24 protein-coding genes are annotated in these 26,506 nt (G+C 69.2%); 2 read left to right on the top strand and 22 right to left on the bottom strand.

Annotated elements, in window-relative coordinates:
• Positions 1–4 precede the first annotated feature (4 nt).
• From AB3X08_RS14630 to AB3X08_RS14540, 19 genes are all read right to left on the bottom strand, one after another.
• Positions 5–787, bottom strand: a complete 783-nt coding sequence (locus AB3X08_RS14630; protein WP_369933437.1) for a DUF1295 domain-containing protein — start codon at positions 785–787, stop codon at positions 5–7.
• Positions 784–1,335, bottom strand: a complete 552-nt coding sequence (locus AB3X08_RS14625) for a DUF2878 domain-containing protein (protein WP_369933436.1) — start codon at positions 1,333–1,335, stop codon at positions 784–786. Before AB3X08_RS14625 ends, AB3X08_RS14630 begins: the two co-directional genes overlap by 4 nt.
• Complete coding sequence (locus AB3X08_RS14620; protein WP_369933435.1) at positions 1,332–2,648, bottom strand: class I SAM-dependent methyltransferase; 1,317 nt, start codon at positions 2,646–2,648, stop codon at positions 1,332–1,334. The genes AB3X08_RS14625 and AB3X08_RS14620 overlap by 4 nt, the downstream gene beginning before the upstream one ends.
• Complete coding sequence (locus tag AB3X08_RS14615) at positions 2,645–3,508, bottom strand: DUF1365 domain-containing protein (protein ID WP_369933434.1); 864 nt, start codon at positions 3,506–3,508, stop codon at positions 2,645–2,647. Before AB3X08_RS14615 ends, AB3X08_RS14620 begins: the two co-directional genes overlap by 4 nt.
• Positions 3,505–4,767, bottom strand: a complete 1,263-nt coding sequence (locus AB3X08_RS14610) for an NAD(P)/FAD-dependent oxidoreductase (RefSeq protein WP_369933433.1) — start codon at positions 4,765–4,767, stop codon at positions 3,505–3,507. The genes AB3X08_RS14615 and AB3X08_RS14610 overlap by 4 nt, the downstream gene beginning before the upstream one ends.
• Positions 4,764–5,759 (bottom strand): acyl-CoA desaturase, encoded by a 996-nt coding sequence (locus AB3X08_RS14605; RefSeq protein ID WP_369933432.1) that lies wholly within the window; start codon positions 5,757–5,759, stop codon positions 4,764–4,766. The genes AB3X08_RS14610 and AB3X08_RS14605 overlap by 4 nt, the downstream gene beginning before the upstream one ends.
• A 977-nt stretch (positions 5,760–6,736) precedes the next feature.
• The gene (locus AB3X08_RS14600) at positions 6,737–7,519 is read right to left on the bottom strand and encodes an anti-sigma factor (RefSeq protein WP_369933431.1); all 783 of its coding nucleotides are present in this window, start codon (positions 7,517–7,519) and stop codon (positions 6,737–6,739) included.
• Entirely contained in the window at positions 7,516–8,073 is a 558-nt protein-coding gene (locus tag AB3X08_RS14595) for a sigma-70 family RNA polymerase sigma factor (RefSeq protein ID WP_184411322.1), read from the bottom strand. Before AB3X08_RS14595 ends, AB3X08_RS14600 begins: the two co-directional genes overlap by 4 nt.
• A 58-nt stretch (positions 8,074–8,131) precedes the next feature.
• On the bottom strand, positions 8,132–8,503 hold the full coding sequence (locus AB3X08_RS14590) for a DUF4345 domain-containing protein (RefSeq protein WP_369933429.1): 372 nt from the start codon (positions 8,501–8,503) through the stop codon (positions 8,132–8,134).
• Between the two features lie 88 nt (positions 8,504–8,591).
• Complete coding sequence (locus AB3X08_RS14585) at positions 8,592–9,362, bottom strand: hypothetical protein (protein ID WP_369933428.1); 771 nt, start codon at positions 9,360–9,362, stop codon at positions 8,592–8,594.
• A gap of 306 nt (positions 9,363–9,668) precedes the next feature.
• Positions 9,669–10,082: an Rnf electron transport complex subunit RnfB gene (rnfB, locus tag AB3X08_RS14580; RefSeq protein WP_369938539.1), complete on the bottom strand. Its 414-nt coding sequence runs from the start codon at positions 10,080–10,082 to the stop codon at positions 9,669–9,671.
• Positions 10,083–10,235: 153 nt separating this feature from the next.
• Complete coding sequence (locus AB3X08_RS14575; protein WP_369933427.1) at positions 10,236–10,778, bottom strand: hypothetical protein; 543 nt, start codon at positions 10,776–10,778, stop codon at positions 10,236–10,238.
• Between the two features lie 128 nt (positions 10,779–10,906).
• The gene (locus AB3X08_RS14570) at positions 10,907–11,509 is read right to left on the bottom strand and encodes an HAD family hydrolase (RefSeq protein WP_369933426.1); all 603 of its coding nucleotides are present in this window, start codon (positions 11,507–11,509) and stop codon (positions 10,907–10,909) included.
• 87 nt (positions 11,510–11,596) lie between these two features.
• A complete protein-coding gene (gene metG / locus AB3X08_RS14565; RefSeq protein ID WP_369933425.1) occupies positions 11,597–13,666 on the bottom strand; it encodes a methionine--tRNA ligase in 2,070 nt (689 codons plus the stop codon).
• Between the two features lie 173 nt (positions 13,667–13,839).
• Positions 13,840–14,292, bottom strand: a complete 453-nt coding sequence (locus tag AB3X08_RS14560; protein ID WP_369933424.1) for a DUF2147 domain-containing protein — start codon at positions 14,290–14,292, stop codon at positions 13,840–13,842.
• Between the two features lie 218 nt (positions 14,293–14,510).
• Complete coding sequence (locus tag AB3X08_RS14555; RefSeq protein WP_369933423.1) at positions 14,511–18,116, bottom strand: ABC transporter permease/M1 family aminopeptidase; 3,606 nt, start codon at positions 18,114–18,116, stop codon at positions 14,511–14,513.
• A gap of 13 nt (positions 18,117–18,129) precedes the next feature.
• Positions 18,130–19,023, bottom strand: coding sequence for an ABC transporter ATP-binding protein (locus tag AB3X08_RS14550; RefSeq protein ID WP_369933422.1), 894 nt, complete (start codon positions 19,021–19,023; stop codon positions 18,130–18,132).
• A gap of 151 nt (positions 19,024–19,174) precedes the next feature.
• A complete protein-coding gene (locus AB3X08_RS14545; protein ID WP_369938538.1) occupies positions 19,175–19,564 on the bottom strand; it encodes a VOC family protein in 390 nt (129 codons plus the stop codon).
• 2 nt (positions 19,565–19,566) lie between these two features.
• Positions 19,567–19,776, bottom strand: a complete 210-nt coding sequence (locus AB3X08_RS14540; protein ID WP_369933421.1) for a hypothetical protein — start codon at positions 19,774–19,776, stop codon at positions 19,567–19,569.
• Between the two features lie 223 nt (positions 19,777–19,999).
• Between AB3X08_RS14540 and mmuM the strand changes: the two genes are divergently transcribed.
• Complete coding sequence (mmuM, locus tag AB3X08_RS14535; protein ID WP_369933420.1) at positions 20,000–20,950, top strand: homocysteine S-methyltransferase; 951 nt, start codon at positions 20,000–20,002, stop codon at positions 20,948–20,950.
• A gap of 483 nt (positions 20,951–21,433) precedes the next feature.
• Here the strand turns inward: mmuM and AB3X08_RS14530 are convergent, their stop codons facing one another.
• The 3 genes from AB3X08_RS14530 to AB3X08_RS14520 all read right to left on the bottom strand — a co-directional run bounded on the left by AB3X08_RS14530 (position 21,434) and on the right by AB3X08_RS14520 (position 25,051).
• The gene (locus tag AB3X08_RS14530) at positions 21,434–23,305 is read right to left on the bottom strand and encodes a DUF885 domain-containing protein (RefSeq protein ID WP_369933419.1); all 1,872 of its coding nucleotides are present in this window, start codon (positions 23,303–23,305) and stop codon (positions 21,434–21,436) included.
• Positions 23,306–23,589: 284 nt separating this feature from the next.
• A complete protein-coding gene (locus AB3X08_RS14525) occupies positions 23,590–24,363 on the bottom strand; it encodes a queuosine precursor transporter (RefSeq protein WP_179563771.1) in 774 nt (257 codons plus the stop codon).
• Positions 24,364–24,373: 10 nt separating this feature from the next.
• Positions 24,374–25,051 carry a DUF502 domain-containing protein gene (locus tag AB3X08_RS14520; RefSeq protein ID WP_184411309.1) on the bottom strand — a complete coding sequence of 226 codons (678 nt, stop codon included), beginning with the start codon at positions 25,049–25,051 and terminating at the stop codon, positions 24,374–24,376.
• An 87-nt stretch (positions 25,052–25,138) separates the two neighbouring features.
• On the opposite strand from AB3X08_RS14520, the gene AB3X08_RS14515 reads away from it, so the two are divergent.
• A complete protein-coding gene (locus AB3X08_RS14515) occupies positions 25,139–26,485 on the top strand; it encodes a hypothetical protein (protein ID WP_369933418.1) in 1,347 nt (448 codons plus the stop codon).
• Positions 26,486–26,506: the final 21 nt, after the last annotated feature.

Below are 26,506 nucleotides of genomic sequence, written 5' to 3'. Positions count from 1 at the left end.
GAAGTCATTGCCGCGGCGGCAACGGAAAGAAGGCGCTGGTGTTGCGCTGGTAGTCGGCGTAGTCCTGGCCGCGCGAGCGCAGCGCCTGTTGTTCGGTGTAGGGAATGCCGGTGACGCGGTACAGGAACGCGAACATCAGCAACGGCCCCAGCGCGGCCACGCCGACCCACAGCGCACCGCTGCCCACGGCGAGGAACACATAGGCGAACCAGTGCACGAACTCGAAGAAATAGTTCGGATGCCGCGAGTAGCGCCACAGGCCGCGGCGGCAGGTCTTGCCCTTGTTGCCCGGATCGGCGCGGAACGCGGCCAACTGGCGGTCGGCCAGGCTTTCCCCGCCCACCGCCAGCAGCCAGGTCGCCAGCGCCAGCGTGGTCCACACGCTCCACTGCGGCAGCGGATTGTGCGCGGCGGCCGACAGCGGCAGCGCGAACAGCACCACCACCAGCGCCTGGCCGAGGAAGAACAGCAGGAAGCGGCGCTGGTCGCCGTGCCAATGTTCGCGCAGCGCGCGGTAGCGGCCGTCCTCGCGCGCATCGCCGAACACGCGTACGCCCAGGTGCCAGGCCAGGCGCGCGCCCCACAGCCCGCCCATCGCCGCGGTCAGCACCCGCGGCAGCGCGGCGCCGTCGGCACGCCAGGCGCAGTACACCGCGGCCAGCGCCATGCACGCGGCCCACAGCACATCGACCACGCCGGCGTTGCGGCTGCGCCGCTGCCAGGCCCAGCCGGCAAGCATCACCAGCGCGGTGAACGCACCCACGTGCAGCAGCGGCCAGCCGTTCATGGCGCGGCCCCTGCGATGCGTGGCGCGGGCTGCGCCGCCGCCGACAGACGCCGCGTCGCCAGGCTCAGCACGGCCAGCGCCGCGGCCCAGGCCAGCGCCAGCGCGACGAGCGCATGCAGCAGCGGCGTGCCCAGCGTCACCGCCTGCCAGCCGCGTGCGGCCAGGACGTAGCCGAGCGGGCCGAACACCGCGCCGAACAGTGCCGCGCGCCACGGACGGTGCATCACCCAGGCCAGCGAATGGTTGAAGGTCAGCGCGAAGCCGGCCCACAGCGCCAGGATCCACAGCGGCGCCCACGGCGCCGGCGGCAGCGCTGCGGCGTAGCGCACCCAGCCGCCGGCGGCCAGTGCGGTATCCACGCCGGCGCCGAGCAGCAAGGCCAGCGCCATCAGCGCCGCATCGCCGCGCGCGCGGCGGCGCGGCTGCAGTTGGTACAGCGCGAACAGCGCCAGCGCCGCCGGGCCGGCCCAGGCCAGTCCGCGCCCGGCGCCCATCACCGCCGCCAGCCACAGCAATTGCAGCGCGACATAGTTGGCGAAGTTGCTCATGCGTCGCCCGCCAGCGCCGGCGCGAACTGCGCCGGGCGCGCGCCCGGCTTGCTCAGCCACAGATGCACGTCGCCGATCGAGCGCTCCAGAAAGCCGCCTTCGCAATAGGCCAGATAGAATTCCCACATGCGGATGAAGCGTTCGTCGTAGCCCAGCGCGCGCACCTGCGGCAGCTTGGCCATGAAGCGTTGGCGCCAGGCGCGCAGGGTCAGTGCGTAGCTGGGGCCGATGTCTTCCAGGTTGAACAGGCGCAGGTCGCTGGCGCGCGCGATCGCGCCGGTCATCGCCGCCACCGAGGGAATGAAGCTGCCGGGGAAGATGTGGCGCTTGATGAAGTCCACCGATTTCAGCGCCTGCGCGTAGCGGTGGTCCTCGATGGTGATGGCCTGGATCAGCGCCTGGCCGTCGTCCTTGAGCAGGCTGCCGACCTTGCCGAAATAGGTGTCCAGGTACTGGTGGCCGATCGCTTCGATCATCTCGATCGAGACCAGCCGGTCGTAGCGGCCGTCGAGGTCGCGGTAGTCGCGCAACAGCACCTCGACGCGGTCGGCCACGCCGGCCGCGTCCACGCGTTGCCGCGCCAGGTCGTATTGTTCGCGCGAGATGGTCACGGTGGTGACGCGGCAGCCGTGCCGCGTGGCCGCGTGCAGCGCGAAACCGCCCCAGCCGCTGCCGATCTCCACCACGTGGTGATGCGGCTGCAGGTCGAGCTTGGCGCAGATGCGCTGCAGCTTGCGCTCGGCCGCGCGTTCCAGCGCGGCGTCGCCGAGCGCGGCGTCCTCGTCGCGGAAGATCGCCGAGGAATACATCAGGCTGCGGTCCAGGAACAGTTCGAACAGCGGGTTGCCCAGGTCGTAGTGCGCGGCGATGTTGCGGCGGCTGCCGGCGCGGGTGTTGCGCGCCAGCGCGTGCAGGCCGCGCATCGCCATGCCGCCGAGACGGGCCAGGCCGGTCTCCATCGCGTCCAGGCGCTCGCGGTTGCGCACCAGCAGCCGCACCAGCGCGACCAGGTCGTCGCAGTCCCACACGCGGTCCATGTACGCCTCGCCGACGCCGACGCTGCCGTTCAGCGCGGCCTGGCGGTAGAAGCGCGGATCGTGGATGCGCAGATGCGCGTGCAGCGTGCCATCCGTTGGACCTGCACTGCCCAAGGTGGTGAGCGCGCCGGCTTCCTCGATGTGCAGCTGGCCGTCGCGCAAGCCATCGAGCGTGGCGAGCAGGCGGCGGCGCAGCAGGCGGTCGAGGCCGCGCAGCGGCGGCGCGGCCGGGATCAGCGCGGCAGCAGCGGAGGAGGGCGCATGCGGAGCGTTCATCGGCGTTCTCGCGGAAGGGAGTGATCGGGGTGGTCGTGCACCGGATTGCCGCGCAGCCACAGGCGCAACGCCTGCCAGTGGATCTTGGCCACCACCTGCAGGGTCATTGCCGGATAGCGCAGCAATGCGCACGCCAGGCTGGCGCCGCAAATCTCGCGCCGCTGCAGCACCAGCGTGGCGTCGAAGCGCCTGGCCGGCGGCTGCGGATCGAGTACGTCCATGTGCACGCGCAACTGCGCGCCCGGTTCGCTCAGGCGCCAGGCGTACTGGTGCGCCATCGCCATGAACGGCGAGACATGGAAGCGCTTGTCGAAACGCCAGGCATGCACGCTGCCGCGGCTGTGCGCGGCCGCGACCGGCAGCACATAGGCGTGGCGCTGCTTCCACGGCGTGTTGGTGATCTCGGCGACGACGCTGTGCAGGCGCTGCTGCGCGTCGTGGCAGTAGTAGAAGGTGACCGGGTTGAAGCAGTGGCCGAAATAGCGCAGGTGGGTCAGCATGCGCACCGCGCCGAGCGGGCGTTCGCCGCAGTGCCGCTGCACGCGGTCGCGCACGGCTTCGTCCAGCGGTTGCGCCGGGTCGCCCAGGTAATCGCTGCGGCGGAATTCGACCAGGTTGCGGCGGCCGACCGACCACAGCCAGCGCCGCGCGAACACCTGGTCGAGTTCGGCCAGATCCAGGTACATCAGGAACAGCGGATAGCGGAACGCCAGTGCTTTCGGCGCATGGCGGCGATGCCGGACCCAGCCGCTGTAGAGCGCGCTGTGCAGTCGCGGCGTGGTCGTGCCCGCCGCCGCCGGCGTTGTCGAGACGGCGCCAGCCGGCGGGGCGGACACGGTAGCGCTGCGCAGCAGCTTCATGGCCAGGGTACCCCCAGCCCGGCGGCCACGTCGACCGCGCTGCGCAGGCCGTCCTCGTGGAAGCCGAAGCCCCACCCGGCGCCGGCGAACCAGGTGCCGCGCTGGCCCTGGATCTCGCCCTTGCGCGCCTGCGCGGCGACCGAGGCGTGGGTCTGCAGCGGATGCCGGTAGCGCATGCGCCGCAGCACCTTGGCCGGATCGATGTCGTCGCTGCGGTTGAGGCTGACGATGAACGGCTGCGGCGAGGCGATCGATTGCAGCGCGTTCATCCAGTAGCTGACCGTGCACGGCGCCTCCGGATCGGCCGGCACATGCGCGTTCCAGGCGGCCCAGGCGCGGCGATTGCGCGGCAGCACGCGCGCATCGGTGTGCAGCACAGTGTCGTTGTCCTGGTAGGCGATCGCGCCGAGGATCTCGCGCTCGGCGGCGCTGGCGTCGTTGAGCAGACGCAAGGCGTCGTCGGCGTGGCAGGCCAGCACCACGTGGTCGTAGTGCTGGGCATCGGCATCGCTGTCGGCATCGGTCAGCACCGACACGCCTTGCGACAGCCGTTGTATCGAACGCACCGGCGTGCCGATGCGCTCGTGCACCCGCCAGCGGCTGCGCAGCGCGCGCACGTAGCGGTTGGAGCCGCCGCGCACCACCTGCCATTGCGGCCGCCCGCTGATCTGCAGCATGTGATGGTTGGCCATGAAGCCGATCAGCTGGCGCATCGGGAATTGCAGGATCTGTTGCGACGGCGAGGACCACAGCGCCGAGGCCATCGGCACCAGATGCGCGTCGCGGAACACGTCCGAATAGCCATGCCGCTGCAGGAATTCGCCCAGCGTCAGCTGCGCCTGCGCTTCATCGATCAGCACCTGCGGCGCCTGCCGGTAGAAACGGCGCAGATCGCCGAGCATGCGCCAGAAGCGCGGGCTGACCAGATTGCCGGCCTGGCAGAACAGGCCGCCGAGGCTGCCGGCGTTGTATTCCAGGCCGCTGCGCGCTTCCTGCACGGAAAAACTCATCGTGGTCGGCTGCGCGGCCACGCCGAGCTGTGCGAACAGTTTGCTCAGCAGCGGATAGTGCTGCGGGTTGAACACGATGAAGCCGCTGTCCACCGCGTACTCCACGCCGTCCAGTTCCACCGCATGGGTATGGGTGTGCCCGCCGAAGTAATTGGCGGCCTCGTACAGGGTGACGTCGTGCCGTTGCGACAGCAGCCATGCCGCGCCCAGCCCGGCGATGCCCGAGCCCACCACCGCGATGCGGCTCATCGTGCGCGCGCCTGTGCCCGCACCAGCCCCGCCGGGACCGGCCGCAGCTGGCGGATCAGGCCGGTCCACGACAGCGCCTTCAGGCCATACCAGGTCAGGTCGATTTCCCACCAGCGGAAGCCTTGCCGCGCCGCACCGGGGAAGAAGTGGTGATTGTTGTGCCAGCCTTCGCCGAAGGTGAGCAGCGCCAGCCACGCGTTGTTGCGGCTGTCGTCGCGGGTGGCGAAGCGGCGGCTGCCGAAACGGTGCGCCAGCGAGTTGATGGTGAAGGTGGCATGGAACAGCGCCACGGTGGAGACGAAGAAGCCCCACACCAGCAGCTGCGGCCCGTCGGTGCCGAGCTGCGGATGGTGGCGTTGCAACCAGCCGCCGAGCAGGAACAGCGCCAGCGCCAGCAGCACCGGCAGCAGCAGATCGAAGCGGTCGAGGAAGCGCAGTTCCGGGAAGCGGCGCAGATCCGGGATCGCCTCCCAGTCGGTGCGGAAGCCGCGCGGGGTCAGGAACCAGCCGCTATGGCTCCACCAGAAACCGTGCTGGCGCGGCGAATGCGGATCGGCCGGGGTATCGGTGTGGCGGTGGTGGTTGCGGTGATGCGCGGCCCACCACAGCGGCCCGCGCTGCACGCAGGTGGCGCCGAGCGCGGCGAACAGGAACTGCACCACGCGCGACGTCTTGAATGCGCGATGCGCGAAGTAGCGGTGATAGAAGCCGGTGAGCGCGAACATCCGCACCGCGTACATCGCCACCGCCATGCCCACCGCGAACCACGACGCGCCGACCCAGAACACGCCCAGGCAGGCCAGGTGCAGGGCGAAATAGGGCGCGGCGCGCAGCCAGTCGATGCGATCGGCGCGGGCCTCGTCCAGTTCGATTTCCGCGCCGGTGTCGAACCAGCGCCGCAACGTGCGCGCCACGCCGCCGCCGCGGCGCGCGGGCGCCTCGGCAGGCGCAGTGATGGGGGCACGGGAATGGTCCGGAACGGGGCTCGGCACAAGCGCATCTCGTGGGGATTCGGATAGCGATACGGGCAAAGCCGGAAGACGGATGCACTCGCGTTGCCGCGTCCGTGCGTGATGTGGCGGGCGTGGATGGCCGGCCAGGGCAGCGCCTGCCGTCACCGCGCGAGGCGGCGTCCACGCAGATCGGAATCGTCGGAGGGATCAGGCTACCCGCGCATGCGCGACGGCTGCGGCATGCTGCCTACGCGCGAGTGGTGGCCGGGTGAATGTGCGGGTTCGCGATGCTTTTGAGCGATCACGCGCTGCGCGAGAAGCCGAGTGTGTTGCTGCTGCGAAGCGCTTAAAGCCCCTCTCTCCGCGGGAGAGGGGTTGGGGTGAGGGTACGTCGGCACTGACAGGCTGGTACGCCTGGATGCGTAAGGCTTCGCCCGTACCCTCATCCGCCCCTACGGGGCACCTTCCCCCGGAGGGGGAAGGGAGGCGCGAGTTTGCGCTGCGTTGACCCCCGCGCCGCATTAGCCCCTCTCCCTGCGGGAGGGGGGTTGGGGTGAGGGTACGTCGGCACGAACAGGTTGGTACGCCTGGACGCGCGAGGCTGCGCCCGTACCCTCATCTGCCCCTTCGGGGCACCTTCCCCCGGAGGGGGAAGGGAGAAGCACAGTCCGCTGCGTTGTCTACTGGCGACAGTAGCCCCTCTCCCGTCGGGAGAGGGGTTGGGGTGAGGGTACGTCGGCACAGACAGGCTGGCGCACCTGGATGCATGAGGCTTCGCCCGTACCCTCATCCGCCCCTTCGGGGCACCTTCCCCCGGAGGGGGAAGGGAGAAGGACAGTCCGCTGCGTTGTCTACTGGCGACAGTAGCCCCTCTCCCGTCGGGAGAGGGGTTGGGGTGAGGGTACGTCGGCACGGACAGGCTGGTACGCCTGGACGCACGAGGCTGCGCCCGTACCCTCATCCGCCCCTTCGGGGTACCTTCCCCCGGAGGGGAGAAGGGGCGCGTGGGATGTTGTCTACGGCGCCAGGCGCAGCGTGCTGATGCCGCCCTTGGCCACGATCGGGCCGGTGGCGACGCCGCCGGGCGCGCCGCCGGGCGGTTCCATCGTCACCGCCAGCAGGGCGCCGTCGCTGAGCAACGGCATCAGTGCGTCGGGAATGCGCGCCGCGCGCGCCTGCGCGTCGTCGAACACGCCCATCGAGCGTGCCTTGCCGTCGGCCGGGATCAGCCACAACTCCGGCACGCGCGCGGGATCGCGGCTGCCGGCCAGCGGGGTCAGGGTGATGCGCTTCTTGTCGGCGTCCATCAGCACTACGTAGCCGGGCTTGCCGTCGTCCTGCATCAGCGTCGAGGTCATCGCGATGCCGGTGTCGGCAGGCGTTGTCGTGACCGGCGGCGTGGGCGTTTGCGGCGGCAGCGGCTGCCGCGCGACCATCAGCGTGAGCATGCAGGCCGCTGCGGTGGCGAAACCGCCGGCGCTCAGCCAACGCCAGGTGCGCACGCTTTCCCAGAAGCCCGGCTTCGCCGTCGGCGCGCGCGGCGCCGGCGCATCCAGGCCGAGCGATGCGCGGATGCGCACCCACACGCGTTCCGGTACCGCGACCGGCGCGATCTCGTCGGCCAGCGGCATCAGGTGCTGCTGCCATTGCGTCACCGCCGCGGCGAATTCGGCGTCGGCGTCGATGCGTTGTTCGGCGGCGCGGCGTTCGCTCGCATCGAGCACGCCAAGCACGTATTCGCCGGCCAGCACGTCGCGCGGCGGCGGGGTTTCCTGCGGATCGGGCACGGATGCGTTCATCGTTCCAGGCACGCCTTCAGCTTGGCCAGGCCGCGCCGGATCCAGCTCTTGACCGTGCCCAGCGGCGTTCCGCTGCGGTGGGCCAGTTCCTCGTAGGTGATGCCCTCGAAGAACGCGGTGCGGATCAGGTCGCCGCGCGGCGGTTCCAGCTCGCCCATGCACACGTCCAGGCGCCGCCCGGCGACGCGCCATTCGGTCTCGGCCAGCGGATCGCGGCCGTCGTCGTGCAGTTCGCCGGCGTCGTCGAGCGCCACCGATTGCCGCGCCGGCGCGCGCGCGCGCAGGTAGTCGATGGCCTTGTTGCGCGCGATCATGGTCAGCCAGGTCAGGCCGCGCGCGCGCTGCGGATCGAACTGCGCGGCCTTGCGCCAGACCGAGGTGAACACCTCCTGCAGCACGTCCTCGGCTTCGCCGCGCTGCGGCACGATGCGCAGGCACACGCCGAACAGGCGCGGCGAGGTGGTGCGGTACAGGCGTTCGAACGCGGCGCTGTCGCCGGCCGCAGTGGCGACCAGCAATTGGCCTGCTTCGTCGTGATCGGGCGTCTCGGTCATGCCGGGGAGCGGTGGCGAAGGTGGCAGCGATGCTACAGGCTTTCGGCGCGCGCGTCGCTCAACGCGGCTGCCTGCGCCATAGCGCGAGCGCGGCCAGCAGCAGCGCGATTTCGAACACGGCCAGGCCGGTGGTGGTCGGTCCGACCGGCCACAGCCGCAGCAGGCCGGCGCTGCGGTAGAGCACGATCGGAACGTAGAAGGCGAGCGCCAGCAGCAAGCCGGTACGGATCTGCCCGCTGCGGGCGAAATAGCCGAACAGGAACGCCATGCCCAATTGCAGGCCGCCGTAGATGACCAGGTATTCGGACTGCCCGGAACGGTCCAGGCCGATGTAGCCGACCGCGGCGGCGGTCTGCGCCGGCAGGAGCGTGCACCACAGTGCCAGGATCGCGTACAGCGCAGCGTTGAACCACAGATAGGCCTTGGCCATGGATGTTCCTCGTCGGGGGATGGGCGATGCGCTGGCATGGGTGTGGCGGCTGCGGCGGAGGCGGGCGTGAAGCCGGTGCCGGCGCGCTTCAACGCGCGGCGCATTGCGCGGCCAGCGGTTGCTGCAGCGCCTGGTTCCATGCGGCGGCGTCGGCCTGCTCGCGCAGGCGCTCGGGAAATTCGATGCGCACCTGCGCATAGCGGCCGCGCGCGTCGCGGACATTGCCGATGCCGCGGAACTCGAGCAGGCGGCGATCGTTGCGCGCATAGGCGACGGCGATGTTCGGCAGCACGCCGCCGTACCAGGCATCCACCGCCAGCGTATAGCGCTGCACGCCGGCGTCGGCCGCTGCCGGCTTGATCTGGAATTCCAGCGTGCGCAAGGCGCCAGGCAAGACGAAGGCGACGCGCTGCGGTGCGCCCTGGCTCAGCGTGTCCCAGTGCTGGCGCAGAAAGGCATCGAATCCCGCATCGATCACCTGTGGCGCCGTCGTCGCCGGCAACGGCGCGCTGCGTTCCGGCTCGCCGTCGCGCTGGCTGAACATGACCCGGCCACCGCCGGCGCGGCGCACGCCTTCGCGATAGCCGCTGCGCGCGTCGACCAGTTCGAAATCCGGGGCGATGCTGCCGTCGGCGATGCGCTTGCGCGCGAACGGTGTGCCGTCGGCGCAGCGGTACAGCACCAGCCGCGCGCCGTCGTCGCGCACCCAGTGGCTCTCGCGGTACAGCAGTTGCTGGCCGTTCGGCGCATACGCCAGGCCGTCGTAGTGCAGCATGGCCCGCGCCGGCGCGGCGATGCCCAGTGCGGCCAGACACACCGCCGCCGCCAGCGGCGCGCGTGCGTGGGCGAGGGGGGACATGGCGATCGGCATGGGCATGCGTGGCGCTTCCGCGAGACGGTGACAGCTGGCAATACGCAGCGGACACCGATCCGGATGCGGTGGCGGCACGGCCGATGCGACGCCCGGGCGGCCATCCGTTCCCGGCTGGCCGTGTCAGGTCATGCGGCGCTTGCCGGCGGATGTCCAGGCAAGCTCAGTGTGGGCGCAGCCGCGCCTGCGCTTTACTTGCGTGATCGCCTGGGCGTGGGACGCGCTCGTCCCTTCCAACCTGCTTGCACCGTTCACACGCATGCGTGGCGCGATCTGCGCGGGTGGACCGCGCGGCTAGACCGGACGCAGCTCGATGCAATCCACCGGGCAGGCCGGCACGCACAGCTCGCAGCCGGTGCACAGCGGCGCCAGCACCGTGTGCATGTGCTTGGCGCCGCCGACGATGGCGTCCACTGGACAGGCCTGGATGCACTTGGTGCAGCCGATGCAGTCGGCTTCGATCACCAACGCCAGCTGCGGCGGCTTGTGCGTACCGCGGCGGCGGTCGTACGGCAGCGGCGCGCTGCCGAGCACGCGCGCCAGCGCCCGCGCGCCGGCATCGCCGCCGGGCGGGCAGCGGTCCACCTGCGCCGCGCCGCGCGCCATCGCCGCAGCGTACGGGCGGCAGCCGTCGAAGCCGCACTGGCCGCACTGGGTCTGCGGCAGCAGGCGATCGAGACGTTCGAGCAGGTCGGCGTGGGCGGGCATCATGGCGGAATCAGCGCGTGCGGCGCGCACCTGCGGCGGAAGTGGAGGCGCCGCATCCGATGGGCTGGCAGCGCCGGCAGCGGCAGGCGCATTGTAGCGCGTGGCGCGCATTCGCCTGGCTGACGCCCGCCTGCCGGCGCCGGCATGGCGCGCTCAGCGCCCCGTGCCGGTATCGACCTGTACTCGCACTGCCATGCCCTGCAGGAACAGCGCGCTCTGGGCGGGGGAGGCATCGAGGTGGATGCGGACCAGATCGCGTCGCACGACCTTCACGAAGTTGCCTTGCGCAGTCGCGGGCTCGTCCGCCTGCGGAATGACCACGGTGACGATGCCGGGCACCTGGACGCCTGGCGCCTGTGGCGCGCTGACAAGGGCTCGCTGCCACATGCGGATCGCGGCGCCGTCCTCATGCCTGAAGCGGGCGAGCACGATGACCTGTGCGGCGGGCGGCGATGTGGAGGTGACCTGGGCGTCGTCGCTGCTCTTGATGCGGTCGTGGCGCAGCCACCACAGGGCGGCGCCAGCCGCCGCGCAGGCTAGGACCAGCAGCACGGCGATGGCCAGGATGGTCAGGGCGATGCGCCCGGTCCGATCCGGCGGACGTGACGCGGACGGCGGCGGGAATGGCGGCGGGTGCGGCGTGGCGCTCATGTGGGTCGCGGAAGACGTGGTGGGGGTGATGTGTGCTGCGATCATGCCGAGCCGAGCCGGTGCAGGCGGCTATCGTGATCGATCGGTGCGCCTGTGTGCTCGCGCGCGAGTGAAGGTCGCGGGAGTCGCGTCAGGCCCGATCCGTCCCGCAGCGCCGCTGCGCACCGCCACGTTCAAGTGATCCGTCGCCCGCGGTACCAGCGCTCGTGGGCCAGCGCCAGCATCGGCCGGTCTTCGCGGCTGTCGCCGTAGGCGTAGACGCGGGGGTAGGCGGCCAGATCGTACTGTGCGCGGATCAGGCGCGCCTTGTGCGGCCCGCAATCGCCATCGGCATAGCATCCGCTCAGCTGGCCGTCGCGCGCTTCCAGGCGGTTGCAGATCAGCCCCAGTCCATGCTGCTCGCACCAGGGTTGCAGGTACAGGTCCAGCGATGCGGACACCAGCACCACGCTGTCGCCCTGCGCCTGGTGCCAGGCGATGCGCTGCATCATCTCCGGGCGCAGCAGCGTCGGCAGCACCTCGCGCGCATAGGCCTGGGCGTGCGCGGCGATCTCCTCTGCGGCGCGGCCGGCGAACACGATCCGCGTGACCCGCTTGCGCAGCGCCTGCGCCGACACCAGGCCCAGCCGATACCCGGCCAGCCACGGCCCCACCGACCATTTCGCCCGCGTCAGTTGTTGCGGCGTGGCGACGCGGCGCAGGAACCGCGAATAGGTATCGGTGGTGGTGACGGTGTGGTCGAAGTCGAAAAGAGCAAGGGATTGGAGATTCGGCATTGGGGATTCGCAAAGCGCGTCATGGAGCGGGTAGGGCAAGGGATCCGCTTCAACGAATCCCCAATCCCCAATCCCGAATCCCGGCCGTCAACGCACCGGCATTCCCGGCTGGGCGCCGCTGTCGGCATCCAGCAGCGCCAGCGCGCCGCCGTCGAAGCCGGCCGACAGGATCATGCCTTCGCTGAGGCCGAAGCGCATCTTGCGCGGGGCCAGGTTGGCGATGAACACCACGCTGCGGCCGACCAGTTTTTCCGGCTCGGCGTAGCTGCCGCGGATGCCGGAGAAGATCTGCCGCTTGCCCAGCTCGCCGGCGTCCAGTTCGAAACGCAGCAGCTTGTCCGATCCCTCGACGAATTCGCAGACCAGCACCTTGCCGATGCGCAGGTCGAGCTTGGCGAAATCGTCGATGCCGATGAGGCCGGGATTGGGGATTGGGGATTCGGGATTTGCAGCGGTTTTCGCTTCGGTCTTGGCCGGTGCCGGTTTGGTGGCGGCGGGCGCGGGGGCGAGGGTGTCCTTGGAAGCGTCGGTCATGGCGTCGATCAGTTTGGGGTCGATTCGGGTGAACAGCGGGGCGTAGGGCTGGATGACGTGCGCCAGCAGCGGCGCATCGAGGTCGTCCCAGGCGGTGAGCGGCGCCGACAGGAAGGCTTCGGCTTCGGCGCTGGTGCGCGGCAGCACCGGCTTCAGCGCGCCGGCCAGCACACGGAACAGGTTCAGGCCCTGCGTACAGACCGCCTGCAACTGCGCGTCGGCGCCGTCCTGCTTGGCGATCACCCACGGCTTGTGCTCGTCGATGTACTTGTTGGCCTCGTCGGCCAGGGCCATGGTCTGGCGGATCGCACTGGCCGGGTCGTTGCGCTCGTAGGCGTCGCGGATCGGCGCCAGCGCGGCGACGAAGCGCGCGTACTGCGCCGGGTCCGGCAGCGCGTCGGCCAGTGTGCCGCCGAACCGCTTGTCGATGAAACCGGCGCAGCGGCTGGCCAGGTTGACGAACTTGCCGACCAGGTCGGCGTTGACCCGCGCCACGAAGTCGCCCAGGTTCAGGTCCAGATCGTCCACGCCGCCGGAGGACTTGGCGGCGAAGTAGTAGCGCAGCGCTTCCGGCTCCAGGCCCACATCCAGGTAGGTGCGCGCCATCACGAAGGTGCCGCGCGACTTGGACATCTTCGCGCCGTCCACCATCAGGTAGCCATTGACGTGCAGCCGGGTCGGCGCGCGGTGGCCGGTGCCGTGCAGCACCGCCGGCCAGAACAGGCCGTGGAAGTTGACGATGTCCTTGCCGATGAAATGGTGCAGCTCGGTGGCGGTGCCGGCCGTCAGGTGCGGCTCGAACGGCTCGCCCAGGCTCGCGCACAGCGTCTGGAAACTGCTCAGGTAGCCGATCGGCGCGTCCAGCCACACGTAGAAATACTTGCCCGGCTGGCCGGGGATCTCGAAGCCGAAGTACGGTGCATCGCGCGAGATGTCCCAGGCGCGCAGCCCCCCGTCGCTGTCCAGCCACTCCATCAGCTTGGCCTTGACCCCGGGCAGGGCCACGTCGCCGGCCAGCCATTGCCGCAGGAAGCCGTCGAAGCGGCCGACCTCGAAGAAGAAGTGTTCGGAGTCGCGCAGTTCCGGGGTGGCGCCGGAGATCACCGACTTCGGCTCCTTCAGCTCGGTCGGCGCGTAGGTGGCGCCGCACACCTCGCAGTTGTCGCCGTACTGGTCGGCGCTGCCGCAGTTGGGGCAGATGCCCTTGATGTAGCGGTCGGGCAGGAACATGCCCTTGGCCGGGTCGTAGAACTGCGCCACCGAGCGCCGCGCGATGTGGCCGCCGGCATCGAGTTTGGCGTAGAACGCCTCGGTCAGCGCGCGGTTGGCCGCCGAGTTGGTCGAGTCGTAATGGTCGAAGGCCACGCCGAATGCAGCGAAATCGCGCTCGTGGCTGGCCTGGATGTTGGCGATGAAGTTTTCCGGGGTGACCCCGGCCTTCTCCGCGGCGAGCATGATCGGCGTGCCGTGGGTGTCGTCGGCGCAGACGAACCAGGTGCGGTCGCCGCGCAGCCGCCGCGCGCGCACCCAGATGTCGGCCTGGATATAGCCGACCAGATGGCCAAGGTGCAGCGGACCATTGGCGTAGGGCAGAGCGGTGGTGACGAGTGCGGTGCGGGTCATGGCGAACGGCGATCCTGGGGGATCGCGATTATCGCACTAGTCTGGAAGGCCGGGATTGGGGATTGGAGGTATCCCGTCATCTGCAGGTGCGTGGTGGTTGCCTAAAAAAGCGGGGCGCCTTGAGGCGCCCCGTTTCTACCAATCCCGAATCCCGAATGCCGAATCCCGGCCCTTCACTCCCTGATCCAGGTCTGCGTCCGCCCCAGCGCCTCGATGCCGATGTAGCCGCGCATCTGCAGCTTCTTGCCGCCGTCGGTGAGGGTGACCTTGGCCTTGTAGGTCTTGCCCTTGGCCGGGTCCAGCACCGAACCGCCGTCCCACACCGCGGTGCCGTCGGGCTTGAGGCCCCACAGGATGGTCATGCCCTTGATCGGCTTACCCTTCTGCGCGCCGTCGCATTTGTCGCACATCGGGTTGGGGCCGTGGTTGGACTGCAGGATCTCGACGACCTTGCCGCTCAGCGTGCCGTTGGCGGCCTGTTCGATCTGCACAATGGACTTGGGCTTGCCGGTTTCGTCGTCGATGGTCTGCCAGCGGCCGACCGGCGAGGTGTCGGCGGCCTGCGCGACGAACGCGGCCACGCTCAGCGGCAGGGCCAGCAGCAGGGTCTTGAAGGTGGTGCGCATGTGTCCCCTCCCAGGGTGTGTGCGAAGCGGTCGGCGCGATGCCGACCTGGGGCCGACTGTATACCCAAGCGTATGGTGCTGGGAATCGCCGGCCGCAGGCGGTTCAGCGAGGCGCCGGCGCGGCCCGGCCGGCGGCCGGCGCTGGCGCGCGATTCCAGGCTGCGGCGTGCGGCCGAGACTGGCCGGCGGCGCGCCGGCCGCCGAAGCCGCAGCCCTGGCTATTGCAGCGTCACCTGCTTGCGGTTGTCGTCCGAGACCCGGTCGATCAGCTTGTTGTACGGATCGAAGCCGGCTTCGCTGGGCAAGCGGTCCACGGTCACGGTGAGCGTCGGCGCGGCGGTGGTCACGTGCAGGCGCTGCAGGTACAGCACCTTCTCGTCGCGTTCCTTGCCCGACGGTCCCTTGGCGAAGACGCCGACCTCGATCCAGTCGTCCAGCGCGGCGTCGCGCTCCTTGCCCTTGCCGTCCACATAGTGCTTGGCGGCGTGCAGCTGCAGGGTCACGTCGTAGCGGCCATCGCTACGCTTGCGCGCGCTCGCCGCTTCCACGCGGTTGTCGTAGAAGGTGATGTTCTCGAACAGATCGGTGATCAGCGCCTGTTGCTCGGGGGGCGCCTCGGCGCGGATGAACTGCAGCAGCTCGGCCGACGTGGTGTAGGGCGGCTGCTGGAAGGCCTTGGCCAGCAGGAACTTGTGCAGCGCACGGTTCAGCGCCTGCTCGCCGATCTCCTCGCGCAGCCGGTAGAACACCAGCGAGCCCTTGCGGTAGTGGATGTACTGCTGGTTCTCCACCCGGTACAGCGGCAGCTCTTCGAGGCTTTCGCCACCGCGCCCGCTCAGATAGCGGTCCAGTTCGTACTTCAGGAAGCGGCGCATGTGCGCGCGGCCGTATTCCTGCTCCATCACCATCAGCGCCGAGTACTGCGCCAGCGATTCGGACAGCATCGTCGCGCCCTGCACGTTGGCGCCGATCACCTGGTGCGCCCACCACTGATGCGCCACTTCGTGCGCGGTGACGTAGAACACATAGTCGATATCGTCGGGGTCGCGCAGGTCGGCGATGAAGCCGATCGACTCCGAGTACGGGATGGTGTTGGCGAAGGACTGGGCAAAGCTCTGGTAGCCGGGGAACTCGATGATGCGCACCTGATGGTGCTGGTACGGGGTGAAGTGCCGCTCGTAGTAGGCCAGCGACTTCTGCACGCCCTCGATCATCCGCTGCACGTTGTACGGATGCTTGGCGTCGTAGTAGACCTCGATCGGGATGTCCTTGTAGCGCGCTTTCTTCACTTGCCAGCGTGCCGACAGGTAGGCGTAGAAATTCAGCATCGGCCGGTCCATCGCGTAACTGAAGCAACGCCGGCCCTGGCGAACGAATTCCTTCTGCAGATAGCCCGGCGCCAGCGCGATCTGGTCCGGCGCGGTGCAGATGGTGGTGGCGAAATCGATCCAGTCGGCATCCTTGCCGATATAGGTATTGGCGCGCGCGGCCTGATCTTCCAGCTTGGGCATGCGCGTGGGTTCGCCGAGCCCGCGCTTGCGGCGCTCGTTACGGTCCTCGATCTGCTGCTGCTCGTTGTAGCCGAACCACGGCAGCATGCTGCTGTTGAAGAAGCTGCCGTTGTCCACGATCTCGGTCTGCGCCTGGCGCACGGTGAGCCCGTGCGGATGGCGATCGACACGGATGCGGAACGTGCGCTGCTCGCCGGGTTGCAGCGGCGTGCTCAGCCGGTAGATGCGATAGCCCAGCGGCTTGTCGTGCTTGACCAGGGTCTGCCCGCCCAGGTCCACCGCGACCAGGGTGTTGTCGCCGTCCTCGCCGCTCATGCCCAGGTGCACGTCGCCGATCGGCGTGGCGTGGGTATTGCGCACGGTCCAGGTGGCGTCCACCACCACCGATTGCGTTTCCGGATGCAGATCGACCTGGTTGGACACGGCGACGATGCGCGGCTGCGGCAGGTCCTTGTACTTGCGGTACTCGCGCTCGTAGCGGGCCTGCAGGTCCAGTTCCTGGTCGGGCGAGCGGAACGTGTTGTGGATGTTGGTGTTCCAGTAGATCCAGCCGCCGACCGCGGCGAACGCCAGCAGCGACAGCGCGGTCGCGACGCCGGCGCCGCCGCGCAGGCGCTGCCGGGCCAGCCGCAGCCGTTGGCGCGGTCCGTTGCCGACGCCGCGTGACCAGAACGCGGCCGCCAGCAACAGCAAGGTCAGCAGGAACAGGCCCCAGTAGCCCTGCAGCCACAGTTGGCCGGGCAGGAAGTGGCCGAAGCCGTTCATGTCCGAATATGGCGCATTCGGCCAGCTGCCGAAGTTGTACAGGCTCTGCGTGTAGTCGAGCATCGACAGCGCCACCTGCCCGACCATCAGCAGGACCAGCAGCGCATAGCCGAGGAACTTGTTGTTGCTCAGCACCTGCAGCACCAGCGCCATGCCGCCCATCAACACGTAGAACACCGAGCCCAGCGCCAGCGTCTTCAGATACAGCAGCGGTTCGATCTGGGTATAGCCCTTGCCCAACTGCACCGCGACCGAGGCCAGCGCGCCGACCGCCTGGAACGCCGCGATCACCGCGATTAGCGTCAGCAGCTTGCCCAGCAGCGGCACCCAGTTCGGCACCGGCATCGCATCGGTGATGCCGTCGATGCGCACGCCGCGCTCCTTCCACACCAGTTCGCCGGCATAGAACAGCACGATGATCACCAGCAGGAAGCTGTAGCTGTTCTGCAGCCCCTGCAGCATGATCGAGGTCGCCGGCCAGACGTCGGTGCCGTAGACGCTGCCGCCGAACAGGGCCAGCGGCACGAAATTGGCGATGCCCAGCAGCAGCAACACCACGAACGGCGCGCTGCGGAACACGCCCAGGGTGTCGAAGCGCACCTGTCGCAGCAGTTGTCGCCAGCCGGCGCCGCCCTGCGCGAACGGGACGACCGCTGGCAGTCGCACATTGCGCGCAGCGGTCACGGATGCGACCGAGGGCGCCACCACGGTCGGCGTCCGCTGCCTGCGGCCGAAACGGCGGCGCGTGCCGCTGCGTTCGGTGCGGAACAGGGCGAAGGTCGCGGCGAACAGCAGTACCGACACGCCCAGCCACAGCGCACGGTTGGCCAGCAGATAGCCGCCGAGTTCGGGCAGGTTGTGGTTGCGCTCTTCCGCCGACCAGTAGCGCAGCGTCTGCGCCAGCGCGCGGATGCCGAGCGGTTCGGACAGCGTGGCCGCCCAGACGTTGTCCAGGTCGGCCAGCACCGCGCGGCTGACCCCGTACAGCACCAGGAACACAATGACGCCGACATACACCCACAGCACGTTGCGCGCGGTCACCGCCAGCAGCGACAGCAGCGCGGTGGCGAACAGCACGTTCGGCAGCACCATCACCGCCAGCGTCCACAGGTAGGACGAGACGGCCACTGGCCCCAGCCGGGCCGGGTCGATCCAGGGCATGAACTGGGCGATGAAGAGGCCGAGCGCGATGACCAGGTACATCACCATGCAGGCCAGCAATGCCGCGCCGATGCGCCCGAACAGATAGTCGCGGCGCCGCACCGGGCTGGAGAACACCAGTTCGGCGGTGCCCAGCTCGAAATCGCGCAGCAACGCGTTGCTGACGAACAACGTGGCCACCAGCAGGCCGATCAGGGTGAACACGGTCATCATGGTGGCGATGACCGAGGGCGCGTTGCGGTGCACGTTGCCGACGCCGCCGCCGATCTGCACCGCGTCGCTGGAGGTCGCGCCGAAGGCGAGCAGGGCGAGCAGCGCGGCCAGCAGCCACAGCAGCGGAGAACGCAGCTGCTCGCGCAGCTCGAAGCGCAGGAAAGCCAGGATCATGGTCGGCGCTCCGTCAGGCGGCCCGCGCCTGCTGGCGCAGGCGCTGGAAATACACGTCCTCGAGGTCCGGCGCGACCGGTTCGAAGCCCGCTTCCGGGCACTCGGCGCTGAACACATGGATCACCGGGCTACCGGCCACCAGCCGCGTCGACAACACGGTGAAGCGCGCCTCGTAATCGGCCAGCGCGCTCTTGGCCACCTGCTTGCGCCAGACCTGCTGGCTGAGCGTGGCGATCGCGTCGGCGGGGCGGCCGGTCAGCAGGACCTGGCCCTTGTTCATGATCGCCATCGCCGGGCACAGGTCGGTGACGTCCTCGACGATGTGCGTGGATAGGATCACCACCACGTTCTCGCCGATCTCGGCCAGCAGGTTGAGGAAGCGGTTGCGTTCCTCCGGATCCAGGCCGGCGGTGGGTTCGTCGACGATGACCAGCTGCGGATTGCCGAGCAGCGCCTGGGCGATGCCGAAGCGCTGGCGCATGCCGCCGGAATAGGTGCCCAGCTTGCGCTTGCGCGCGTCCCACAGGTTGACCTGCTGCAGCAGTCCCTCGACCAGCTCCTTGCGCTGGCGGCGTTCGGTGAGTCCTTTCAGTACCGCGAAATGGTCGAGCAGATCCAGCGCGCTGACCTTGGGATAGACGCCGAAATCCTGCGGCAGATAGCCGAGTTTGCGCCGCAGCGCATCCTTGTCGCGCAGTACATCGATCGTCTGGCCGTCGGCGGTGGCGAGCGTGGCGCTGCCGGTGTCGGCCTCCTGCAGCGTGGCCAGCGTGCGCATCAACGAGGACTTGCCGGCGCCGTTGGGGCCGAGCAGGCCGAACATGCCGCGCGGGATGTCCAGGGTGACGCCCTTGAGCGCATGGACGCCATTGGCGTAGGTCTTGGACAGCTCGCGGATCTGCAGCATGGCGTACCTTCCCCTGGTCGATAGCCGATTATGGCGCCATCGTGCGCTGCCGCATGCGCCGGAAGTCATTGCCATCGGCGCCGCTGCGCGCAGGCGAATGCGCGCAGCGGGCGGATGTGCAACGGCCGGCCGGCCCCAGAGATGGCGCCGCTCAGCCGATCTCGTACAGCTCCAGCGGCAGCTCGTCCGGGTCGGCGAAGAAGGTGAAGCGGCGGCCGGTGTATTCGTCGACGCGGATCGGTTCGGCGAGCACGCCGTGCGCCTGCAGGTGGGCGACCGCAGCGTCCAGGTCCTCCACGCGCAGCGCCAGATGGCGCAGGCCGCAGGCTTCCGGGCGGCTGGGCCGTGGCGGCGGCGCGGGGAAGGAGAACAGTTCAATCTGGGTGCCGTCGGGCAGGGCCAGGTCCAGCTTCCAGGAGTCGCGCGCATCGCGGTAGACCTCGGCGATCGCGCGCAGGCCGAGGATGCGGCAGTAGAAATCCTTCGAGCGCACGTAGTCGGAAGCGATGATCGCCACGTGGTGCACGCCGCGCAGGGTCAGGCTCATCGGCACGGCGCCTGGCCGGCAGCGGCGGCATCGCTGGCGGCCTGCTGCGCGGCCAGCGTGCGCGCCGGCGAACCACGTCGCAGCGAAGCCCGGCGGGCGTCGGCGTTGCCGCCATGGAGATGGAAATCCAGCGTGTCGGTGTGGAACGCCAGCGCCGCGGCGAGATCGGTAGTGCGCGGCATCGGCGTCAACGCGGTAAACGTCATGCGCTGCTCCGGTGGGGAAGGAAGAGGGCAAGTCATGCGCCGAGCATAGCGCAGCGTCGGGTATGCGTCTGGGCCATGTCTGCGGAAAACTGCGTTCGCATGCAGCGGCGCCCCCTTCGCTACGCGTGCGTCGCGAGCGGCGACGCGTAAACGGCAACATTCCGCGCAGCGGCCGCTGCCTGACACAATGTCGGCATCACGTATCGCCCGCGAGGACGCGAGCATGCCGCACAATCCATTGACCGCGCTGCTGGCCGACGACCGCTGCATCGTGCTCGACGGCGCGCTGGCCACCGAGCTGGAGGCGCGCGGTTGCGATCTCGGCGATGCGCTGTGGTCGGCGAAGGTGCTGCTCGAGCAGCCGCAGCTGATCAGGCAGGTGCACCTGGACTATTTCGACGCGGGCGCGCAATGCGCGATCACCGCCAGCTACCAGGCCACGCCGTTGGGGTTCGCCGCGCGTGGCATCGATGCGTTGCAATCGCAGCAGCTGATCGCACGCAGCGCGGAGCTGGCGCTGCAGGCGCGCGACGCGTATTGGGCCGCGCATCCCGAGGCCGGCCCGCTGCTGGTCGCCGGCTCGGTGGGGCCGTATGGCGCCTATCTGGCCGATGGTTCGGAATACCGCGGCGACTATGCCCTGCCGCAGGCGCAGATGCTGGACTTCCACCGCCCGCGCATCGCCGCGTTGGTCGCCGCGGGCGTGGACCTGCTGGCCTGCGAGACGCAGCCGTCGGCGGCGGAGATCGCCGCGCTGCTGGCGTTACTGCAGGAGTTCCCGCAGAGCACGGCGTGGTTTTCGTTCACCCTGCACGATAGCGCGCATCTCAGCGACGGCACGCCTCTGCGCGAAGTGGTGGCGCTGCTCGATGGTCATCCGCAGGTGGTGGCGCTCGGCGTCAACTGCATCGCGCCGGCGCTGTGCACCCCGGCGCTGCAGCACCTGGCGACGCTGACCCGATTGCCGCTGGTGGCGTATCCGAACTCCGGCGAGCGCTACGACGCCGCGGACAAGCGCTGGGATGGCGGCGACGATGCCTGCGGTGTGGCCAGCCATGCCGATGCCTGGCGCGCGGCCGGCGCCCGCCTGATCGGCGGTTGCTGCCGCACCACACCGCGCGCGATCGCGCAGCTGGCGCAGCGGCTGCACGCGGATGCGGTGCACGGTGGTTGATCCGGCGAGCGCGGGGTCACTGGGCCGGAGGAACGACTCGGCTTGCCTCGACACTCCGGAAGTCCACTGTAGGAGCGGCTTCAGCCGCGACCGCTCTACCGATAGATTCGGTCGCGGCTAAAGAGCACCTCTAATACCCCCAAAAAGCATGGCGAGGCACTTGCGAGACGCCGACACGCCCAGCCTGCAGGTTCCGGCATCGATACGTTCGAGATGCCATGGAGTGGCAAAGGCACGTTGGCGGTAGACGGTGGCGTTGCGGCCGCGTTTTTCATGACGCCTTGGCATCACGGCTGCTTCGTCCTCCTGTCGCGGCTGAAGCCGCTCCTACAACATGCGCGCCGTGCTCTTGTAGGAGCGGCTTCAGCCGCGACAGAAAAAAGGAACACGCCATCGCCACGCTCAGCGTGCAAGAGTGCAGCTTCGGGAATGGAGCTATTAGAGTCGCCCTAACGCCGCTCCTGCACGAGCGGCGCGTCTCGCTCAGCCCTTCTTGCTCGCCACCCAGCGTTCGATCTTCTCCTGCAGCACGTCCAGCGGCACCGAGCCGTCCTTCAGGATCTCGGCATGGAATTCGCGGATGTCGAACTTGGCGCCGAGCTGGGTGCGCGCGTATTCGCGCAGCTGCATGATCTTCATCTCGCCGATCTTGTAGGACAGCGCTTGGCCGGGGATGGCCATGTAACGCTCGGCCTCCGCTTCGGCATCGGTGCGGCTGGTGGCCGAGTTCTCGAGCATGTAGTCGATCACCTGCTCGCGGGTCCAGCCCTTGCTGTGCAGGCCGGTGTCCACCACCAGGCGGATCGCCCGCCACAACTCGTTCTGCAGATAGCCGAAGTAGTTGTACGGATCCTGGTACAGGCCCAGTTCCTTGCCCAGCGATTCGGTGTACAGGCCCCAGCCTTCGATGTAGGCGGTCTCGCCGCCGAAGCGGCGGAACTTGGGCAGGTTGCTCAGCTCCTGCTGCAGGCCGAGCTGGAAGTGGTGGCCGGGGATGGCTTCGTGCAGGTACAGGTCTTCCGCATCCCAGGTCTTGCGGCTGGGCAGGTCGTAGGTGTTGACGTAGAAGATGCCTGGGCGCGAGCCGTCCTCGCTGGGCCGCATGTACGAGCCGCCGGCCGCCGATTGCGCGCGGTACGGTTCCACCGGGCGGATCTCGAACGCCGCCTTCGGCTTCAGCGAGAACAAGCGCGGCACCGCCGCGTCCACCCGCGACTCCAGGCCGCGGTAATAGCTCAGCAGCTCGTCTTCGCTCTTGAAGGTGAAGCGCTTGTCGGTCTGCATGAACTTGAAGAACTTCGGCATCGAGCCGCGGAACTTCACCTGTTTCATCACCACCTGGATCTGCGCCTGGATGCGCGCGACCTCGTCCAGGCCGATCTGGTGGATCTGCGCCGGGCTCAGGTCGGTGGTGGTGCTCTGGCGCACGTTGTAGGCGTACCAGTCCGCGCCGCCGGGCAGCGCGCCGACGCCGGCGCTGCTGCGCGTGGCCGGCAAGTACTCGGTGGCGATGAAACCGCGCAGCTCGCGGTAGGCCGGCATGATCCGGTATTCGATCATGCGCTTGTACTCGGCGGTGATGCGCTGCTTGTCGGCCTCGGGCATGTCCGCCGGCAGGTTGCGCACCGGGCCCCAGAACAGGCTCTCCTCGGCGGTGGGCTTGATGATCGCGTCCAGCTGCGGCAGCACCTTTTCCATCAAGGCGCGCGGCTGCACCACGCCGGCCTTCATGCCCTCGCGCATGTTGGCGATGGCCTGGTCGAACAGGGCGGGAATGCCGAGCGCGCGCCGCGACCAGTTGTCGTAGTCCTTGACCGTGTGGAACGGCTGCGCGCCGGTGCCCGAGCCGAGCATCACCATGATGCTGCCGACGTTGTAGAACTGGTTCACCGGCTGCATCCAGCTCGGGTACTTCTCCGCTTCCAGCGCGGTGCGCGCGTCGCTGACGAAGATCTCGTAGCTGAGCAGGTCCTGCCCGCTCAGCCCGTCCTTGCCGATCGCCTCGGCCTTGCCCAGCCACAGCACGGTGAAGTCGTGCGATTGCTGGCGGAAGGCGGGGGACAGGAAGTTCGGCAATTGGTCGTTGTAGCGGCTGTCGCCCTGGAACGTGGCCTGCAGCGGATTGAGCTTCAGCGACGCTTCCCAGTAGTCGTCGTACAGGCGGTTGAGTTGCTGCGCCTTGCTCAGCACCACCGGCGCCGGCGCCGGCCGCGCCTTCCTGGCCTTGCTGCGGGTCTGCGTGGTCTGCTGTTTCTTGGCGGCCTTCTTCTTGGCCGCGTCCGCCGGCGCGGCCAGCGACAGGCTCAGGACGGCGGCGATGGCGAGCGACAGCAGGCGGGGAAAGCTGGGCGGCATTACGGGCTCCAACGACAAGCGAGCACGGGAGCTTGCCCGATCCGCACCGAGGAGGCCACCCACCGCCGGGCGCACGGTCAGGAAAAAACCGGGAAGACGAAGGGTCTGGGTAGCTGCTACGGCGGCTGCGCGCGGCGCACGCGGCCCAGGCCGGGCGGTTGTCTCCGGCGTTTGCGCCGGCCGTGCAGGGGCGCGAATCCGGGCGCGACGGCCTTGCGGAGACGGGATGCAGCGGAGCGCGTGAATCCCACGCGTTGCCGCAGCGGCGCGGCCGATCCGCGCACTCAGTCGGCCGCGGCTTCCTCGCGCAACTGCTCGGCGCGCTCGGGGCTCAGGTAGTCGGTGATCAGCCGCCGCATCAGGTACAGCAGCGGGATCAGCAGCACCGCCAGCAGCATCTTGCAGATGTAGTTGAGCGTGCTCACCGCCAGGAACAGCGGGATCGACCAGTGCTGCGGACCGAGCACGAAGGCGATGTAGATGACCACGAAGCTGTCGATCAGCTGCGACACCGCGGTGGAGCCGGTGGCACGCAGCCACACGTGTTTTTCGCCGGTGACGTTGCGGATGCGGTGGAACACCGCCACGTCGATCAGCTGCCCGGCCAGGAACGCGACCAGCGATCCGGCGATGGTCCACAGGCCCTGGCCGAACACCGCCGCGAACGCGGCCTGGTAGTCCGGCACGCCCTGGTGTTGCGCCGCGCCGACCCAGAACCCGGCCGGCGCCAGCGCGATCGCCGCGAACGCGAACAGGAAGCCGTAGCCGATCAGCGCCACCGCCAGCCAGGAGATGAAGCGCACTCCGCGGCGGCCGAAGAACTCGTTGATGGTGTCGGTGAGGATGAACACCAGCGGCCACAGCAAGGTGCCGGCGGTGAAGTTCATCGAGCCGGTCTGGCCGAACAGGTTCCAGTTCAGCGGCGCGATGCCCAGGGTGTCTTCCAGGGCGAAGATCTTGACCCCGATGAATTCGGCGAGCGCGGCATTGACGCAGAAGAACGCGGCCAGGCCGATGAACAGGCGGACGGCGCGGTCGTCGAGCGTGCCGTTGCGCATCCGCCTGCCCTCAGCGGTCCATGGTACGGGTGAAGGGCACGCTGTCCGGCGCCACCGCGCCGCCGGAGATGATGAAGCTCATCGCCTGGTCCACGCTCCAGTCGGTGGGGGTCAGCAGCTCCACCGGCACGATCTCCAGATAGCCGGAGGTCGGGTTCGGTGTGGTCGGCACGTACACCGCGGCCAGCTCGCGGCCGCTGCCCTGTTCCTTGATCACCCGGGTCACCAGGCCCACCGACTTCATGTCGCGATGCGGGAAGTCGATCAGCACCACGCGCTGGGTGCTGCCGGGCTGGGTCTGCAGGATGTCCACCAGCTTGCGCACGCTGTCGTAGACCACGCTGGCCAGCGGAATGCGGCGCATGACCGCCTCGAACCAGCGCAGCAGGCGTTGGCCGATCATGCGCCGGCTGAGGATGCCGACCAGCAGGATCACCGCCAGGGTGGCGATCAGGGCGATGGTGTTCTGCACCCACAGTGCGGTGGCCCAACCCATCTCGCGCGGGAACGAGGCGGCGATGCGCGCCGACAGCGGCACCACCCACGGACTGCTGATGCCCGACAGCAGCACAAACACGAACTTGACCACGACCCAGGTCAGCCAGATCGGCAGCAGGGTCAGCAGGCCGGTGAAGAACAGCCGTTGCAGGGACGGGCGGGGGTGCGGAGCGGGGGTATCGGGCGACATCCGCCTAGTGTAGCGGCGCGCCGCGCCTGCCGCTGCGCCGCCGGCTAAGATGACGCGTTACCGTGCAGGTGCGATTGGGGAAGCGGCGTGGCGAGGATCGGCAAGTGGCTGGGATACGCAGGCGGCGCGCTGCTGTTGCTGGGTGCGGCGTTCTATCTGGCGTCGCGGTTGTGGCCGGTGCCGGCGGCGCAGCGCGACGCGCTGGCGCAGCTGCGGCAGCCGCCACAGCCGCTGCGGGGGCCGAACCTGTTCGCGGACCTGTGGCTATTGCCCTACGCCGTGCCCTCGGCCCAGCGGCAAGCCTTGCTCGACGAAGACGCGCGGCGCTTCAGGGCATGGCCCGCCGGCGTCGCCTTTCATAGCGCCGCCAGCCGCTATCCGCGCGTTCCCGACTGGCCGGCGGCCAGCCTGCCGCGATGCCGTTGGCGCGGCGACGATTGCCTGCACACCGTGCGCGCGGCGCGTCCAGCCTATGCCGCGGCCCTTGCGACCCAGGCGCCGTTGCTGGCGGCGATGCCGACCGTGTCCGAAGCATCGGGGTACCGCAGTCCTTTCGCTGGCAGCACTGACATCCAGCTGCCGGCCTTTTCGCTGTTGCAGATCCCGCTGACGCAGCATTCGCTGGATTTCGTGGATGGCCGTACCCAACCAGCGCTGCTAGGTGTCTGCAACGATGCCGGGGTGGCGCGGGCGTTGCTGGCCAGCGGCGACAACCTGATCACCTCGATGATCGGCGCGGCGATGCTGCGCGGCAACGCGCGCCTGTTCGCCGACATGCTCGCCGACATGCTCGCCGACTTGCCGCCGCAGCAGGCGCTGCCTGCGCAGTGCGCGCAGGCGTTCGCGCCGCTGCAGATCGACGACGTGAGCCTATGCAAGCCGTTGCGTGGCGAGGCGCAGTGGACGTTCGCGACATTCGACGAGCTCGCCAGCGACCGCCATGCCGCGCAGCGGCGCTGGTACGAATCGGCGCTGGTGCCGCTGGCGTTCGACGCCGAGCGCAGCAAGGCCATGCTGGCGCCACTGTTTACTCGCGCCTGCGCTGCCGATGCGCGCGCCAGCTTGAATGCGGACCGGCCGCCTAGCGCGGCCCAGGTGTCGGCACCGGTGGCCGTGCTCTCGATGGGCTGTGTCGCCAATGCCTTGGGCTGCGCGATGGCGCGGATGCCGCCGCCATCGTTCGTACGCTACCAGGCGTCGTTGCAGGATGCCGCGGCGGCGATGCGGCTGACCTCGGCGCTGCTGTGGCTGCGCGCGCATCCCGGCGCGCAGCCGCTGCCGCAGCGCTTGGCCGCATTACCGCCCGATCTGCGCGGGGAGCGGCGGCCGCTGCAGGCGACAGCCGACGGGCAGGGCGTGCAGGTGGCGCTGTATGCCGATGGCGAAGGCGATGCGCTGCGGTTGCCCTTGCCGGGCAGCCGGCTGCGGCCCTGATGCGCCGGCACCGTCGCCACC

The sequence above is a fragment of the Xanthomonas sp. DAR 34887 genome (assembly GCF_041245805.1).
GTDB classification, from domain to species: domain Bacteria; phylum Pseudomonadota; class Gammaproteobacteria; order Xanthomonadales; family Xanthomonadaceae; genus Xanthomonas_A; species Xanthomonas_A tesorieronis.
This window is presented reverse-complemented; position numbering and strand designations above follow the sequence as displayed.